Here is a 14,771-nt window from a genome sequence, read left to right on the forward strand (position 1 = left end):
AGGTAAGCGCTTTCCTGGGCACAGTAACGGCGGCCACAGCAGGCGGGCAAGGCTTTCGGCGTAACCTTCGGCCGCTCCGGAGTCGATATCCTGCCCACGCAAGAGCTCTTGACGAAGGGACGGGCGTGCATGGCGACGTTGGCCGAGGTCGCGAAGCGGGCCGGAGTCTCGCCCGCGACCGCCTCCAGGATCATCAACGGCAGCCCCAAGCCGGTCACCGAGGCGCTGCGCGAGCGGGTGCTGGCCGCGGTCGAGGAGCTGCAGTACGTGCCGAACGCGCACGCGCAGTCGCTGGCCCGGGCCAACCGCAGCGCGATCGGCGTGATCGTGCACGACGTCTCCGACCCGTACTTCGCGGAGATCACCCGGGGGCTGCAGCGCGTCGCGACCGAGCACGGCCGGCTCGTGATCATCTGCAACAGCTACCGCGACCCGGCCCGCGAGCTGGAGTACGTCGAGCTGCTGCGCGCGCACCAGGTGGCCGCGCTGGTGCTGGCCGGTTCCGGCTACCACGACGAGGACTTCACCCGCGCGCTCGTCGGCAAGCTGCAGGTCTACGAGAAGGGCGGCGGCCGGGTCGCGGTGATCGGCCGCCACCAGCACGCCGGCGACGCGGTGGTGCCGGACAACGAGATGGGCGGCTACCTGCTCGGCGCGGAGCTCTACGCGCTGGGGCACGAACGGATCGGCGTGATCGCCGGGCCGAAGCTGCTGACCACGACCACGGACCGGCTCTCCGGCCTGCGCCGCGCCGCCCGGGAGCGGGGGCACGAACTGCCGGCCGCGCGGATCGCGTACGCGGACTTCGACCGGGACAGCGGCGCCGAGGCCGCGGCCGCGCTGCTGGACGCGGAGCCGGGGCTGACCGCGATCGCGGCGCTCAACGACTCGATGGCGATCGGCGCGCTGGCGCTGTTGCGCAGCCGGGGCGTGGACGTGCCGGGGCGGGTCAGCGTGGCCGGGTTCGACGACATGCCGGTCGCGCGGGACGTGACGCCCGCGCTGACCACGGTGCGGCTGCCACTGGCCGAGATGGGCGCGCGGGCGATGACGCTGGCGCTGGACGGCGCGGGCGAGCCGGGCAACCGGATCGAGGAGGTCGGCGCCGAGCTGATCCGCCGCGACAGCGCAGGCCCGGCACCCACCGCTCCGTGATTCCTGGTCAGGGCGTCCCCGGTAGCCAAAACGACATCGGGACGCCCTGACCGCGGAGGGCGGGCGTGTCGCGGTGGACAGGTGATCGAACGTGTGTTCGAATACTGGTCATGCGCTGGGCGAACCTGTCGGCTCCCCCCGACGACGGTTTCCCCCGGGAGCCATCCCCGGGGGCGGCGCCGGCGGCACCACCCCTGCCGCTGGCGCTGCCCAGCGCCGTCGTCCGGACGTTCGACACGCCCGGGTTCGCCGGCATGACGTTCTACGAGATCCACGCGAAGTCCATCATCAACCGGGTGCCCGGCGCGTCGCACGTGCCGTTCGAGTGGACGATCAACCCCTATCGCGGGTGTTCCCACGCGTGCACCTACTGCTTCGCCCGCAACACGCACACCTACCTCGACCTGGACGCGGGGCGCGACTTCGACACCCGCGTGGTCGTCAAGGTCAACGCGGGTGAGCTGGTCCGGCGCGAGCTGGCCGCGCGGAAGTGGCGGGGCGAGCACATCGCCATGGGCACCAACGTGGACTGCTACCAGCGCGCCGAGGGCCGCTACCGGCTGATGCCCGAGATCATCACGGCGCTGCGCGACTTCGCGAACCCGTTCTCCATCCTCACCAAGGGCACGCTGATCCTGCGCGACCTGCCGCTGCTGCGCGAGGCCGCGTCCGTGACCCGGGTCGGCGTCTCGATGTCCGTCGGCTTCGTCGACGAGGGCGTGTGGCGATCGGCCGAGCCGGGCGCGCCCAGCCCGCGCCGCCGGCTCGACGCGGTGGCCGCGCTGACCGACGCGGGCTTCGCGGTGAGCGTGCTGATGGCGCCGATCCTGCCCGGCCTGACCGACACGGCCGCGTCGATCGACGAGACCGTGGCCGCGATCGCGCGCAGCGGCGCGGTGAGCGTGACGCCGCTGCCGCTGCACCTGCGGCCCGGCGCCCGGGAGTGGTACGCGCGGTGGATCGGCCGGCACCACCCGCACCTGGTGCCGCGCTACCGCGAGCTGTACCGGGCCGGGTCGTACGCGCCGCGGGCGTATCAGCGGGAGGTGGCGGCGCTGGTGCGCACGGCGGCGCGGCGGCACGGGCTGGACGGGGCCGCGCCGGGTACGGCCCGCGCGGTCCCGGCCCCGCCCGGCACGCCGGAACCGGAGCAGCTCACCCTCCTCTGAGTAGAGTCGGTGGGGTGAGCGACCCGAGACAGATTCTGGCCGGCACGTCCACGATCGTGGTGGTCGGCGCGTCCCGCGACCCGGGCAAGGCGGCGCACAGCGTCCCGGCGCAGATGATGCGGCACGGCTGGCGGATCATCCCGGTCAATCCACACGTCTCCGAGATCTTCGGGGTGCGGGCCTACCCGAGCCTGGCCGACGTGCCGGAGCCGCTGGACATGGTGAACGTGTTCCGGCCGTCCGCGGACGCGCTCGGCGTGGTCGAGGCCGCGGTGAAGATCGGCGCGCGCTCGATCTGGCTGCAGCAGGACATCGTCAACGCGCAGGCGCGCCGGCTCGCCGAGGCCGCCGGCATCCCGTACGTGGAGGACCGCTGCCTCGCGGTGGAACGCGCGCTGGGCAGGCTGTCCCGGGTGAGCGGCTGAGGGGCCGGCCGTGCCGAACGACCGGCAGTGGGCCGCCGCGATCGCGGCGGAGACGTTGCACGCGCTCGAGGTCGGCCACTACGGGCTGGACGGGCACCGGGTCACGCTGGCCGAGGCGGTGCAGCGGTCGATCGCCGGCACCGTGACGTACCCGCCGGAGTCCCTCGATCTTGATCCGGTGGCGACTCCGGCCGGCGGGACCGTCGAGGTGCGCGGCGAGACCACGCTGGCCGCGACGCGCCGGCTGGCCGCGGCCGGGCACCGGGTGGTGGCGCTCAACTTCGCGTCCGGCCGGTCCCCGGGCGGCGGCTTCCTGCGCGGCGCGATCGCCCAGGAGGAGTCGCTGGCCCGCTCGTCCGCGCTCTACCCGTGCCTGGCCGGCAACCCGATGTACGCGGCGAACCGCGCGTCCGGCGACCCGATGTACACGGACGCGGTGATCTACTCGCCGGACGTGCCGGTGTTCCGCGACGACCGCGGCGGCTGGCTGCACGAGCCGTACCGGTGCGGGTTCCTGACCTGCGCGGCCGTGAACGCGGGCGTGGTCCTGCAGCGGACGCCGCCGGACGGCTGGGCGGCGGCCCGGTCCCGGATCGCGACGGCGATGCGGCGGCGGATCGCGGCGGTGCTGGCCGCGGGGCTGCGGCACGGGCACGACGCGATCGTGCTGGGCGCCTGGGGGTGCGGCGTCTTCGGCAACGACCCGGCGACCGTGGCCCGGCTGTTCGCGGAGGCGCTGCGCGGGCCGTTCGCCGGAGCGTACCCCCTGGTGGTGTTCTCGATCTTCGATCCGTCGGCCCGGCAGCCGATCCTGCACACGTTCCGCGAGGCGCTGGCGGGCCGGCCCTAGACTGCGGCGGTGTCCACGGTGATGCGTCTCGCGGCGGTGCTCGCCGCGCTGGGCCTGAGCGCGCTGGCCGGCTGGGCCGTCCGGGGCGGCGCCGACCTGTCCTGCGTGACCCCGGCCGGCGTGCTGCTGTTCGTCGGCGGCGGATGGGCCCTGCGGCAGCGGGAGCGGAACCGGCCGATGCGCTGGCTCCCGGCGATCCGGCTGCCCGGGGGCGGGACCGCGGCCGGGCTGGTCGCGCCGCTGTCCCGGCCGGAGACGGTGGCGTGGCTGCTGACGAACGCGTGCTTCGTCGTCTGGGCGGGCGGCGTCGCCGGCTGGCTGGCCGAGTCCGGCGGACTGCTCGGCCCGCTGCTCGGCGCGCTGGCGGTGGCCGCGGCGCTGTGGGGCGCGCACCGGCTCTGGGCGAACCTGCCGGCGCTGCGGCGGACCGCGATCGTCGAGGCCGGCGTGCGGTGGCAGGGGCGGCTGATCCCGTGGGCGGAGATCGAGTCGGTGCGGCTGACCAGCCCGGTCAACGACGATGACGAGGGCGACGTGGAGCTGCGGACCGGCGGGCGGAGCCTCGACCTCACGCCGCCGGGCACGATGATCGACCCGGCGGAGCTGCGGCTGGCCGTGGTGACCTATCTGCGCGCGCCGGAGCGGCGGCCCGAGCTGCGCTCACCGGTCGACCCGCGCGGCGACGTCGTCCTCCCGCCCGACCCGCGGCTCGGCCGGCATACGCGCGGCGAGACCGTCGAGCGTGGTCCGCAGGCCTAGGGCGTGTATCGATCGAGCGGGCCAAGCACGCGATCGCGTTCTAGATCTTGTAGTCCTTCAGCAGGCCGCGGGAGATGATCGTCTTCTGGATCTCCGAGGTGCCCTCGCCGATCAGCAGGAACGGCGCCTCCCGCATCAGGCGCTCGATCTCGTACTCCGTCGAGTAGCCGTAGCCGCCGTGGATGCGGAACGACTCCTGAACCACCTCGGCGCAGTATTCCGACGCGAGCAGCTTGGCCATGCCGGCCGCCACGTCGTTGCGCTCGCCGGAGTCCTTGAGCCGGGCCGCGTTGACCGTGAGCGCGTGCGCGGCCTCGATCCTGGCGCCCATCTCGGCCAGCTTGAACGCGATGGCCTGGTGCCTCACCAGCGGCTCGCCGAACGTGTGGCGCTGCTGGGCGTACCCGGCGGCCAGCTCGAACGCGCGGATCGCGATGCCGCAGGCGCGGGCCGCCACGTTCACCCGGCCGACCTCGATGCCGTCCATCATCTGGTAGAAGCCGCGGCCGAGCCCGGCCTCCGGGCCGCCCAGGATCGCGGAGCCGGGCACGGTCACGCCGTCCAGCACCATCTCCGTGGTCTCGACGCCCTTGTAGCCCATCTTGGAGATCTTCCCGGGGATGGTCAGGCCGGGCGCGGTCTCGCCGAAGCCGGGCTTCTTCTCCAGCAGGAACGTGGTCATGTTGCCGTACGGCGTGTCAGCGCCCAGCTCGGTCCGGACCAGCGTGGCGACGACGGACGAGTATGCGCCGTTGGTCAGCCACATCTTCTGGCCGTCGATGCGGTAGCGGTCGCCGTCGACGATCGCCTTGGTCCGGATCGCGGCGACGTCGGAGCCGCAGCCGGGCTCGGACATGCTGAACGCGCCGCGCACCTCGCCGGTGGCCATCCTCGGCAGCAGCGACGCCCGCTGTTCCGGGCTGCCGTGCCGGGCCACCAGGTAGGCCACGATGAAGTGGGTGTTCACGATGCCGGAGATGGACATCCAGCCGCGGGACAGTTCCTCGACCACCAGCGCGTACGTCAGCAGCGACTGCCCGAGGCCGCCGAACTCCTCCGGGATGGTGAGCCCGAAAAGTCCCATCTCACGCATGCCGTCGACGATCGCGGCTGGATATTCGTCCGCGTGCTCCAGCCGCTGCGCCGCCGGGATGATCTCCCTGGTGGTGAACTCGCGGACCGCGGCCAGGATGTCCCGCTGGTCGTCGGTGAGTCCGGGGGTCTGCGCGAGTCGGGCCATCGAAGCCTCCAGGGGCGTACCGGCGGGTAACGAGTATCGCCCGTACGCCCCCGGGAGGCATCGATGTGTGACAACTTCCTCAGCGGTTGTACTGCGACTCGCGCACGCTGTTGCCGCCGTCCACGACCAGCATCTGGCCGGTGATGTAGGAGGCCGCGGGCGAGCACAGGAACGTGATCGCGGCCGCCACCTCCTCCGGCGTGCCCGGCCTGCGCATCGGCGTGTCCAGGCCCTGCTTCAGCTCCGCGACCGTGGACGCGGCCGTGTAGATCGTGCCGGGCGCGACCGCGTTGACGTTCACGCCGTCCGCCACCACCTCCATCGCCAGCGCGCGGGTCAGGCCGACCACGCCGGCCTTCGCGGCCGCGTACGCCGCCTCGGTGGGCAGCGCGTTGACCGGGCCGGTGGTGGCGGCCAGGTTCACGATCCGGCCCCAGCCGCGCTCGGCCATGCCCCCGACGAACGCGCGGCTGCACAGGAACGCGGTGCTCAGGTTCCGGTCGATCTCGGTGCGCCACTCCTCGTAGGTGAGCTGGGCGACCGGCCGCATCACCTCCGGGCTCGCCCGGCTGGTCAGGCCCGCGTTGTTGACCAGCACCTCCACGTCGCCGAGCGTGTCCGCGACCGCGTCGGCGAGCGCGCCGACCTCGGACTCGTCGGTCAGATCCGCGACGAAGCCGGTGACCGAGAGCTCGTCCGCGCGCTCGTGGATGCGCCGGGTGGTGGAGACGATCGCGACCTTGGCGCCCAGGTCCCGCAGCCGGCGGGCGGTGGCGTAGCCGATGCCGTCCGGGCTGCCCGCGCCGGTGACGAGCGCGACGCGGCCGTCCAGTCGCAGCGTGGTCGACTCGAGCGAGGGGAGGTCGGCGGGCACGGGATCGGAGTCGGGTGTCATAGCCGAAATCCTGCCCGGTCACCGCGAACGGGGCAACGACCGGGGGCGCGCCGCCACGAGCACGGGCCGTCTACCCTCATGGCGTACCCCGCCGTAACGGAGATCGCGAATGACATATCCGCCGCAGCAGCCGGAGGGCTGGAGCGATCCGGCATACCCGGCCTATCCCCCGGCCGGCCAGCCGCCGGTCTCCGGGCCCGCCATGCCCGGCTACCCCCCGATCCCCGACCCCGCGGGCGCGTATCCGCAGCCCGGGGCCTATCCGGCAGGCAAGGACGCGGGCTACCCGTACGCGACCGGTTACCCGGTGCCCGGCTACGAGTACGGCGGCTGGGGAGCGCCCCGGAAGACGAACGGCATGGCGATCGCCTCGCTGATCGTCTCCATCATCGGCGCGTTCTCGCTGGCCTGCTACGGCGCCGGCGCGATACCGGCCGCGATCGGCGCGATCCTCGGGCACGTCGCCCGGCGGCAGATCCGGACGAACGGTGACGACGGCGACGGGCTGGCCCTGGCCGGCATCATCACCGGCTGGATCGTGACCGTGCTCGGCCTGGTGATCATCGCGTTCATCGTGATCGTCCTCGTCTTCGCCTGGACCACCGCCAGCACGACCGACCCCGGTGGCACCGGCACCGGTGGCCCGTACTACTAGGAGGGGCTCGCTGTGACGGATCCGAAGTACGCGTACCCGCCACAGGTCCCGCCGCGACGGCCGACCAACTCGATGGCGATCGCGGCGCTGATCCTCGGCATCGCGTCGCTGTTCACCTGTCAGCTGGTCGGCATCGGCGCGATCATCTGCGGCAACCGGGCGCGCAACGAGATCCGCGGCAGCGGCGAGGAGGGCGACGGGATGGCGCTGGCCGGGCTCATTCTCGGCTGGGTGTCGCTGGCGATTCTCGTGCTCGTGTCGCTGTTCATGATCGCCTACTTCGTCCTCTTCGGCGCGGCCCTGTTGAACGCGCCGGCCTCGTCCTACTAGTCAGCCTTCCGGCGGCGTGAACGCGGAGGTCCGGGCCAGTCCCGCGGCCCGGCCCTTCGCGGAGACGACCAGCGCCATCTTGCGGGACGCCTCGTCGATCATCTCGTCGCCGAGCATCACGGCGCCGACCCGGCCGCCCGCCTCGGACGTGGCGTGCGCGTACGCGTCGAGGATCAGCTCCGCGTGGTCGTAGTCCTCCTGGGAGGGCGCGTAGACCTCGTTCGCCGCCTCGATCTGGCCGGGGTGCAGCACCCACTTGCCGTCGAAGCCGAGCGCGGCCGACCGCAGCGCCACCTCGCGGAATCCGGCCACGTCCTTGATCTGCAGGAACGGGCCGTCGATCGCCTGCTTGCCGTGCATGCGCGCGGCCATCAGCAGGCGCATCAGCACATAGTGGTACGGATCGCCGGGGTAGCCCGGGATCAGGCCGCCGACCACCAGCGACCGCATGTTGATGCTGGCCATGAAGTCGGCCGGGCCGAAGATGATCGTCTCCACCCGGGGGGACGCGGCCGCGATCGCGTCCACGTCGACCAGGCCGGCCGCGTTCTCGATCTGGGCCTCGATGCCGATCCGGCCGGCCTCCAGGCCGAGAGTGCGCTCGATCTGGGTGAGCGTCAGGTCCAGCCACTCCACGTGGCTCGCGCTCTGCACCTTGGGCAGCATGATGCAGTCGAGGTGCGGGCCGGCGCCCTCGACCACGTCCACCACGTCCCGGTACGTCCACTGGGTGGTCAGGTCGTTCACCCGGACCACGCGGGTCTTGCCGGCCCAGTCGCCCTCGGTCAGCGCGGCGATCACGTTCTTCCGCGCGTCCGCCTTGGCCAGCGGCGCCACCGCGTCCTCCAGGTCGAGGAAGACCTGGTCGGCGGGGAGCCCCTGGGCCTTGCCGAGCATCTTGGTGCTCGATCCGGGGACCGCGAGACACGAGCGGCGGGGGCGTCCGAGGGCGGTCATGGGCACTCCTTCGTGCGCGGGGACGTCAACACAAGTTACCGCAGGGTAATCAAGCGGAGCGTGTTGAAAAGCTCACTGACCGATCAACGGGCGCGGCGGGGCCTCGTCGCGGACGAAGATCGGCACCTCCGCTCCGTACCGCCGCGGCAATTGATCTTCTGCTTGTGCCACCTGCCGGGTGCCGACCTCGACGCCGGTGCCGTCGTGCCGGCAGCCGACCACGCCGATCTCGATGCCGGCCGCGCGCCAGTGACCGAGGTCGGCGACGACGCGTTCCTGCAGCGTCAGCAGCGTGCGCAGGTCGTGCCGGGCGTCGCGCACCTCCAGGCAGACCTCCGCGCCCTCGGCCCGCAGGAACGCGTCGAAGTCCGCGGACGGCACCCGGTAGACGATGCCGCGCACCGCTGCCTGATCCACCTCCAGGCCGGCGAAGCTCTCCGGGAACCGCACCCGGCCGGCCGACTCGACCCGGGCCAGCACGGTCGCCAGGTCCGCCGGGGTCACCAGCATGGCGCCGGTCACCGCCTCGACCCGCTCCGGCTCCCGCCGCGTGCCGCAGCCCTCGGTCCGCCACTCCGCCATGCGCGCCTCCCACTCACGTCGCCGCCGGATCAGGCCTCGGCGTCGGTCGATGTCGTCAGCGCAACGGTACGTCCTGCCTCCGGTCGTCGCTCCGCTCCTCCGGCTCGGGCGTTCTCGCGCCCTCGCTGGGCGCGGGCGCCGCCCAGCACGACCACCGCGACGCCGACGACGACCAGCAGCACGCCGGGCACCGTGGCCGCCGGGGGTGCCTGGCCGAGCCAGGCCCAGGCGATCAGGGCCGCGCCCGGCACCTCCAGCAGGATCAGGATGCTGACCGTGGTGGCGGAGACGCGGCGCAGCGCGAAGTTGAACATCGAGTGCCCGAGCAGCTGCGCGCCCGCGGCCAGGCCGAGGATCGCCAGCCAGGTGCTACCCGGATAGCCACCCAGGTCCACGCCCACGATCAGGCACGCGGCCAGCAGGACCAGCGCGCAGACGCCGTAACAGACCGTGGTGTAGGTGGTGGTGCTGAGCGTGCTGCGGGCCCGTTCGCCGAGCGCGGTGTAGACGGCCGCGAAGACGCCGCCGGCGATCGCCAGCAGGTCGCCGAGCACCGCCTCGCCGGAGACGCCGAGGTCCGCGCCGGTCGCGGCCGCCGCACCGGCCACCGCGACGCCGATGCCGGCCCAGGTCACCCACGGCAGCCGGCGGCCCTGACCGAGCGCGATCAGACCCTGCCAGACCGGCTGCGTGCAGACCAGTGCGGTCGCGGCCGCGACCGAGGTGAGCTTGATGCTCGGCACCCAGGTGCCGAAGTGCGCCGCCAGCGCGACGCCGGAAAGCACACAGAAGATCAGCTGCCGGCGGTACGGCCCGGCGAGCGCGCGGATCTCGGCACGGCGCCGAACGATCGCCACCGGCGTGAGAACACCCACAGCCAGGGCGTTGCGCCAGAACGCGATCGCGAGCCCGGGCGCGGCCGCGAACGCTATCAGCGGCGACGACGTGGTGATCGCGACGACCGCCACCGCAAGTGCGGAAACGGTGCCGGCGCCGGGGTGTGAGCCAGGGGGTTCCGGTCGTTCGGCTGAGCTCACGGTATTTCATCCTTACACGTCACTTCTTGCACCCATCCCGCTACGAGTGGTGAATCTTCCACAGACGCAATGTCATAGAGCGGCTACGCTCTGACACCGAGCGCTCGCTCTTTCACATATTTCGGGAGGATTGATCAACTATGCCCGCATACCATGCGGTGCTGTTCGACTTCTTCGGAACCCTGACCCGGGCGGTACGCCGCGGGCCGGCCCACGCCGGCATAGCGCGCATGCTCGGCTGTGACCCGGCCACGCTGGTCGAGGTGCTCGACCGCTCCTACCACGCGCGCGCCCGCGGGCTCTTCGGCACCGCCGAGGACACGCTGCGCTGGGTCGCGGCCGAGGCCGGCGCACACCCCGGCGACCGTACGCTGCGCGCCGCCGTCGACGCGCGCCGCGAGGCCATCCACGCGGACACCACGCTGCGCCCGGAGGCCGTACCCACGCTGCACGCGCTGCGCCGCCGCGGCCTGCGCACGGCCGTGGTCAGCGACTGCACGCACGAGCTGCCCGACGTGCTGACCCGGCTGCCGGTCAACCGCCTGCTGGACGCGCGGGTGCTCTCCGTCGAGATGGGCATCTGCAAGCCCGACCCCGGCATGTTCCTGACCGCCGCCGCGCTGGTCGGCGCGCGCCCGGAGGAGTGCCTCTACGTCGGCGACGGCGGCAGCCGCGAGCTGAGCGGCGCCGAGGCGGTCGGCATGACCGCGGTCCGGCTGCGCGCCCCCGATCTGGCCGGCCACCTCACGTTCAACCCGGACACCACCTGGTCCGGATCGGACATCACCGGGCTGAAGGACACGATCGCGCTGGTCGACCGGGTGCTGCAGCCCGCATAGAGTGTCCTTCATGGCTGCCCATCCGCTCATCGGCGAGGTGCTCAAGAAGGCGTCCGTGGCGTGGGTCTCGGTCGGCGACCGGCCCGCGACCGCGCTCTGGTGCCTGGCCGTCGACGGCGTGCTGCACGTGGTCACCGGCCCCGGCGAGCAGTCCGCCCCCGGCCTCGCGGACGCCTCCGCGGCCCGCGTGACACTGCGCGGCGACCACGGCGGTGCCGTGGTCGCCTGGGATGCCACCGTGTCCCGCCTGTCCCCCGTGGACGAGCGGTGGGCGGAGATCGCCACCCAGCTGGCCGCGAAGCGCCTGAACGCCCCCGGCTCCGCCGCCGAGCTGGTGGCCCGCTGGTCCGCCGAGTGCACGGTCAGCCGCCTCACCCCGGCCGGCACCACCCCCGCGACCGGCACCGCGCTGCCCGCCGGCTCCCAGGCCGCGCCGCCCCGCGAGTCCCCCGCGGCCCGTCCCGCCCGCAAGCCCTTCCGCCTGCACCGCGTCCGCGGCCGCCGCCCCTCCACCTGATCCACGCCGCTCCCGGCCGCCTTTGCTCTGCTTACATCACCAAAAGCCGCGAATCACCCCCGCACAGTTGGCCCAAAGCGGCCGATATCCGGCACGCTGCCGCGAGCAGTCCAGCCGATCACCTCGCCCGCTTTGCTCTGCTTACCTGAACAAAGGCGGCAATCCGGCATCAGGAAAATCGCTTCCGAACCGGCCGCGGCGCGAAGGTAAGCAGAGCGAAGCCGAGCGGAACACGGGTGTGGATCTTCGCTGACTCGCTCTGCTTACCTGGACGGAGCGGACAATCTGCCGTACCGGCGAAAGCGGCGAAACCGGATGCACGCCGGCAGGTAAGCAGAGCAAAGGCAGGCGGAACGCGGGGTGATGATCTTCTGCGGCCTGCTCCGCTTACCTGGATGGAAGGCGCGATTCGCCCGGCGGGACGAGCGGGGCGAATCCGGCGGCGCGCGGCGCGGTAAGCAGAGCAAAGGTGCTGGTCAGCCGAGGAAGGGTGGGACGGTGATCTCACCCTTGGCGATCTCGATGACGTGGCCGGCGACGGTGGCGGAGACGGCGGTGCCGGCGGCGGCGGTGACCGAGCACTCCAGCGTGGACGGGCGGTGGATCTCGGCGCCCTGGTGGACCGTGTAGCGGGCGGTGCCGTCGGCGGGGAGCAGACCCGCGGCGGTGAGCCAGACGCCGAGACCCAGCGCGGCCGAGCCGGTCGCCGGGTCCTCGGGGACGCCGAGGCCGGGGCAGAACACCCGGACGTGGGCCCGGCCGGTCGCGGCGTCCCAGGCGAACACCACGACGTCCGTGACGTCGTGCCGGGCGGCGGCGGCCGCGTCCAGCGTGATCCGGGCCGGCGCGCCGGGGCGGACCGGGAGGTACGTGAATTCGAGCCCGCAGCCGGCGGTCCGCGGCGGGTGGCCGGCCAGGTCCGCGGCGGTCAACCCGGTGATCTCCAGCAGCGGGGCGGGGTCGCGCTCGGGGCCGAGCGTCGGGGTCCCGCCGGTCAGCGTGGCCTCGCCGTGCGCGGTCACCTCGATCGGCAGCACACCGGCGCCGCACTCCTGGCGGAGCGGGCCGGGCGCGGCCAGGCCCCGGCGGGTCACGGTGACCGCGGCGCCCACGCTCGGGTGACCGGCGAACGGCAGCTCGTGCGTGGGCGTGAAGATCCTGGCGCGGTACGTCGCGTCCGGGGCCGCGGCGGAGGGCGGGAGCACGAAGACGGTCTCGGACAGGTTGAACTCGCGGGCGAGCGCCGCCATCTGGTCCGTGCCGAGCAGTTCCGCGCCGAAGACCACGGCGAGCGGGTTGCCGGCAAACGGGCGGTCGGTGAAGACGTCCACGATCTCGTACGGCACTGTCGTCATAGGCTGACGTTACGGCGTTTCGATCACCGGCGCGCCGTGCGGCCGACCTTTCACTAGGCTGTGGGCGTGACGACGGCGACGCGGGTGTTCCTGGCTCGGCTCGGCGGCCTCCCCGTCTTCGATCCGAACGGGGACACGGTCGGGCGGGTCCGGGACGTGGTGGCCCGGCTGCGGACCTCCGTGCGTCCACCACAGGTGGTGGGCCTGGTCGCCGAGGTGCCGGTGCGCCGCCGGATCTTCCTGCCGATCAGCCGGATCACCGACATCGACGCCGACAGCGTGCTGCTCGGCACCGGCATGCTGAACCTGCGCCGGTTCGAGAAGCGCGCCAGCGAGCTGTTGGTGCTGCGCGAGCTGCTGGGCCGCCCGGTGACGGTCTCGCCGGAGGGGCGGCACGCGGTCGTGGTGGACGTGGCGATGGACGCGAACCGGCTGGGTGAGTGGACGCTGAGCCGGGTGGCGGTGCGGGACCAGACGATCCGGCTGGCCCGCCGCATCCACCTGGAGCAGGTCGACTGGGACGACGTGCGCGGCCTGATCCCGCACAGCGGCGCGCACGCGACCGCCACGATGCTCGCGATGCTGGAGAAGATGCGCCCGGCCGACCTGGCGAACGCGCTGCAGGACCTGCCGGACACCCGGCGCAACGAGGTCGCGGCCGCGCTGGACGACGAGCAGCTGGCGGACGTGCTGGGTGAGTTGCCCGAGCACGACCAGGTGGAGATCGTCTCCGCGCTGGATCGGGAGCGGGCCGCGCACATCCTGGAGGAGATGGACCCGGACGACGCGGCCGACCTGCTGGCCGAGCTCCCGCCGCCGGAGCAGGAGGAGTTGCTCGACCTGATGGAGCCGAACGAGGCCGCCCCGGTCCGGCAGCTGATGGCGTACGGCGAGGGCACGGCCGGCGCGGTGATGACGTCCGAGCCCGTGATCATGCCGCCGGACGCCACGGTGGCGGAGGCGCTGGCCCGGATCCGCGAGCCGGAGTTGTCGCCCGCGATCGCGGCGCAGGTGTTCGTCACGCGCGGCCCGATGGCGACGCCGACCGGGAAGTACCTCGGCGTGGTGTTCTTCCAGCGGCTGCTGCGCGAGCCGCCGTCGCGGATCCTCGGCGGCGTGGTGGACAACGACATCGCGCCGCTCAGCCCGGAGAGCGCGCTGCAGGAGGTGACCCGGCGGATGGCGACGTACGACCTGGTCGCGATGCCGGTGGTGGACGAGCAGCAGCGGCTGGTCGGCGCGATCACGGTCGACGACGTGCTGGACCACTCGCTGCCGCGGGACTGGCGGGAGCGGGAGTCCGGCCCGGCCCGCGGCGCGACGGGAGGCGACGGTGGCTGACCCGCGGCGGCGTGACCGGCTCGACCAGCCGCAGGAGCCGGGGCGGATCCGGCTGCCCAAGTTCGACCCGGAGGCGTTCGGCCAGTGGTCCGAGGGGATCGCGCGGTACATGGGGACCGCGAAGTTCCTGGTCTACATGACCGTGGTGATCCTGATCTGGGTCGCGTGGAATGTGCTGGCCCCGAAGTCGCTGCGCTTCGACCCGTACACGTTCACGTTCCTGACCTTGATCTTGTCGTTGCAGGCGTCCTACGCGGCGCCGCTGATCCTGCTGGCGCAGAACCGGCAGGCGGACCGGGACCGGATCGCGTCCGAAGAGGACCGCCGCCGGGCCGTGATGCAGAAGGCCGACACGGAATATCTGGCGCGCGAGATCGCGTCGCTGCGGATCGCGCTGGGCGACGTGTCGACCCGCGACTTCGTCCGGTCGGAGCTGGCGCGGCTGGCCGAGGAACTCGACGAGCAGGCGAACCGGCGGCAGCGGCGGGCGGAGAAAGCGGCCGAGAAGGCGTCCGACAAGGCGGAGAAGAAGGCGTCGAAGCAGCGGAAGCCGGCCAAACTGGACGAGCCGATCGACGCCGACGCATATGATCCGGAGCACGCGGAGCCGCTCTGATGCAGGTCACGGCAGTGTTGGGCCGCGCGCCCCAAGGGGCTGGGCGCGC

At 72.9% G+C, this 14,771-nt stretch carries 17 protein-coding genes; 11 read left to right on the forward strand and 6 right to left on the reverse strand.

The features are described from left to right. The first annotated feature begins 129 nt into the window (after positions 1-129). From J2S43_RS32065 to J2S43_RS32085, 5 genes are all read left to right on the forward strand, one after another. A complete protein-coding gene (locus J2S43_RS32065) occupies positions 130-1,155 on the forward strand; it encodes a LacI family DNA-binding transcriptional regulator (RefSeq protein ID WP_306835380.1) in 1,026 nt (341 codons plus the stop codon). 110 nt (positions 1,156-1,265) lie between these two features. Next, positions 1,266-2,324: an Rv2578c family radical SAM protein gene (locus J2S43_RS32070; protein WP_306835381.1), complete on the forward strand. Its 1,059-nt coding sequence runs from the start codon at positions 1,266-1,268 to the stop codon at positions 2,322-2,324. Between the two features lie 14 nt (positions 2,325-2,338). Next, positions 2,339-2,749, forward strand: a complete 411-nt coding sequence (locus J2S43_RS32075) for a CoA-binding protein (RefSeq protein WP_306835383.1) — start codon at positions 2,339-2,341, stop codon at positions 2,747-2,749. A 10-nt stretch (positions 2,750-2,759) separates the two neighbouring features. After that, positions 2,760-3,599 (forward strand): TIGR02452 family protein, encoded by an 840-nt coding sequence (locus J2S43_RS32080; protein WP_306835385.1) that lies wholly within the window; start codon positions 2,760-2,762, stop codon positions 3,597-3,599. A 9-nt stretch (positions 3,600-3,608) separates the two neighbouring features. Next, positions 3,609-4,358 carry a hypothetical protein gene (locus tag J2S43_RS32085; RefSeq protein ID WP_306835388.1) on the forward strand — a complete coding sequence of 250 codons (750 nt, stop codon included), beginning with the start codon at positions 3,609-3,611 and terminating at the stop codon, positions 4,356-4,358. A 40-nt stretch (positions 4,359-4,398) separates the two neighbouring features. Here J2S43_RS32085 and J2S43_RS32090 read toward each other — a convergent pair whose 3' ends face one another. Together J2S43_RS32090 and J2S43_RS32095 are read right to left on the reverse strand one after the other, a co-directional pair. Next, positions 4,399-5,598 carry an acyl-CoA dehydrogenase family protein gene (locus J2S43_RS32090; RefSeq protein ID WP_306835390.1) on the reverse strand — a complete coding sequence of 400 codons (1,200 nt, stop codon included), beginning with the start codon at positions 5,596-5,598 and terminating at the stop codon, positions 4,399-4,401. A 79-nt stretch (positions 5,599-5,677) separates the two neighbouring features. Beyond that, a complete protein-coding gene (locus tag J2S43_RS32095; protein ID WP_306835392.1) occupies positions 5,678-6,493 on the reverse strand; it encodes an SDR family NAD(P)-dependent oxidoreductase in 816 nt (271 codons plus the stop codon). 109 nt (positions 6,494-6,602) lie between these two features. On the opposite strand from J2S43_RS32095, the gene J2S43_RS32100 reads away from it, so the two are divergent. Both J2S43_RS32100 and J2S43_RS32105 read left to right on the forward strand, forming a co-directional pair. Next, positions 6,603-7,148 (forward strand): DUF4190 domain-containing protein, encoded by a 546-nt coding sequence (locus J2S43_RS32100; protein WP_306835394.1) that lies wholly within the window; start codon positions 6,603-6,605, stop codon positions 7,146-7,148. Between the two features lie 12 nt (positions 7,149-7,160). Beyond that, positions 7,161-7,478: a DUF4190 domain-containing protein gene (locus J2S43_RS32105; RefSeq protein ID WP_306835395.1), complete on the forward strand. Its 318-nt coding sequence runs from the start codon at positions 7,161-7,163 to the stop codon at positions 7,476-7,478. On the opposite strand, the gene J2S43_RS32110 is transcribed toward J2S43_RS32105, so the two are convergent. The 3 genes from J2S43_RS32110 to J2S43_RS32120 form a co-directional block, all read right to left on the reverse strand. After that, entirely contained in the window at positions 7,479-8,435 is a 957-nt protein-coding gene (locus tag J2S43_RS32110) for an HpcH/HpaI aldolase/citrate lyase family protein (protein ID WP_306835398.1), read from the reverse strand. 72 nt (positions 8,436-8,507) lie between these two features. Further along, positions 8,508-9,017, reverse strand: coding sequence for a hypothetical protein (locus tag J2S43_RS32115; protein WP_306835400.1), 510 nt, complete (start codon positions 9,015-9,017; stop codon positions 8,508-8,510). A 29-nt stretch (positions 9,018-9,046) separates the two neighbouring features. Continuing rightward, positions 9,047-9,985, reverse strand: a complete 939-nt coding sequence (locus J2S43_RS32120) for a DMT family transporter (protein WP_306835402.1) — start codon at positions 9,983-9,985, stop codon at positions 9,047-9,049. Positions 9,986-10,194: 209 nt separating this feature from the next. On the opposite strand from J2S43_RS32120, the gene J2S43_RS32125 reads away from it, so the two are divergent. Next, complete coding sequence (locus J2S43_RS32125; RefSeq protein ID WP_306835404.1) at positions 10,195-10,893, forward strand: HAD family hydrolase; 699 nt, start codon at positions 10,195-10,197, stop codon at positions 10,891-10,893. A gap of 10 nt (positions 10,894-10,903) precedes the next feature. Further along, positions 10,904-11,410, forward strand: coding sequence for a hypothetical protein (locus J2S43_RS32130; protein WP_306835406.1), 507 nt, complete (start codon positions 10,904-10,906; stop codon positions 11,408-11,410). A gap of 476 nt (positions 11,411-11,886) precedes the next feature. On the opposite strand, the gene J2S43_RS32135 is transcribed toward J2S43_RS32130, so the two are convergent. Next, complete coding sequence (locus tag J2S43_RS32135) at positions 11,887-12,765, reverse strand: PhzF family phenazine biosynthesis protein (RefSeq protein ID WP_306835408.1); 879 nt, start codon at positions 12,763-12,765, stop codon at positions 11,887-11,889. 66 nt (positions 12,766-12,831) lie between these two features. Here J2S43_RS32135 and J2S43_RS32140 point away from each other — a divergent pair, with 66 nt between their 5' ends. Continuing rightward, positions 12,832-14,106 carry a magnesium transporter MgtE N-terminal domain-containing protein gene (locus tag J2S43_RS32140; protein WP_306835409.1) on the forward strand — a complete coding sequence of 425 codons (1,275 nt, stop codon included), beginning with the start codon at positions 12,832-12,834 and terminating at the stop codon, positions 14,104-14,106. After that, positions 14,099-14,722 (forward strand): DUF1003 domain-containing protein, encoded by a 624-nt coding sequence (locus J2S43_RS32145; RefSeq protein ID WP_306835411.1) that lies wholly within the window; start codon positions 14,099-14,101, stop codon positions 14,720-14,722. The genes J2S43_RS32140 and J2S43_RS32145 overlap by 8 nt, the downstream gene beginning before the upstream one ends. The last annotated feature ends 49 nt before the right edge of the window (positions 14,723-14,771 follow it).

It is taken from the genome of Catenuloplanes nepalensis (genome assembly GCF_030811575.1).
Classification (GTDB): domain Bacteria; phylum Actinomycetota; class Actinomycetes; order Mycobacteriales; family Micromonosporaceae; genus Catenuloplanes; species Catenuloplanes nepalensis.

Excerpts from the sequence above, each read along its gene's own strand:
- J2S43_RS32065 (WP_306835380.1), top strand. The coding sequence starts at position 130 with ATGGCGACGTTGGCCGAGGTCGCGAAGCGGGCCGGAGTCTCGCCCGCG.
- J2S43_RS32070 (WP_306835381.1), top strand. The coding sequence starts at position 1,266 with ATGCGCTGGGCGAACCTGTCGGCTCCCCCCGACGACGGTTTCCCCCGG.
- J2S43_RS32090 (WP_306835390.1), bottom strand. The coding sequence starts at position 5,598 with ATGGCCCGACTCGCGCAGACCCCCGGACTCACCGACGACCAGCGGGAC.
- J2S43_RS32095 (WP_306835392.1), bottom strand. The coding sequence starts at position 6,493 with ATGACACCCGACTCCGATCCCGTGCCCGCCGACCTCCCCTCGCTCGAG.
- J2S43_RS32100 (WP_306835394.1), top strand. The coding sequence starts at position 6,603 with ATGACATATCCGCCGCAGCAGCCGGAGGGCTGGAGCGATCCGGCATAC.
- J2S43_RS32110 (WP_306835398.1), bottom strand. The coding sequence starts at position 8,435 with ATGACCGCCCTCGGACGCCCCCGCCGCTCGTGTCTCGCGGTCCCCGGA.
- J2S43_RS32115 (WP_306835400.1), bottom strand. The coding sequence starts at position 9,017 with ATGGCGGAGTGGCGGACCGAGGGCTGCGGCACGCGGCGGGAGCCGGAG.
- J2S43_RS32125 (WP_306835404.1), top strand. The coding sequence starts at position 10,195 with ATGCCCGCATACCATGCGGTGCTGTTCGACTTCTTCGGAACCCTGACC.
- J2S43_RS32130 (WP_306835406.1), top strand. The coding sequence starts at position 10,904 with ATGGCTGCCCATCCGCTCATCGGCGAGGTGCTCAAGAAGGCGTCCGTG.
- J2S43_RS32135 (WP_306835408.1), bottom strand. The coding sequence starts at position 12,765 with ATGACGACAGTGCCGTACGAGATCGTGGACGTCTTCACCGACCGCCCG.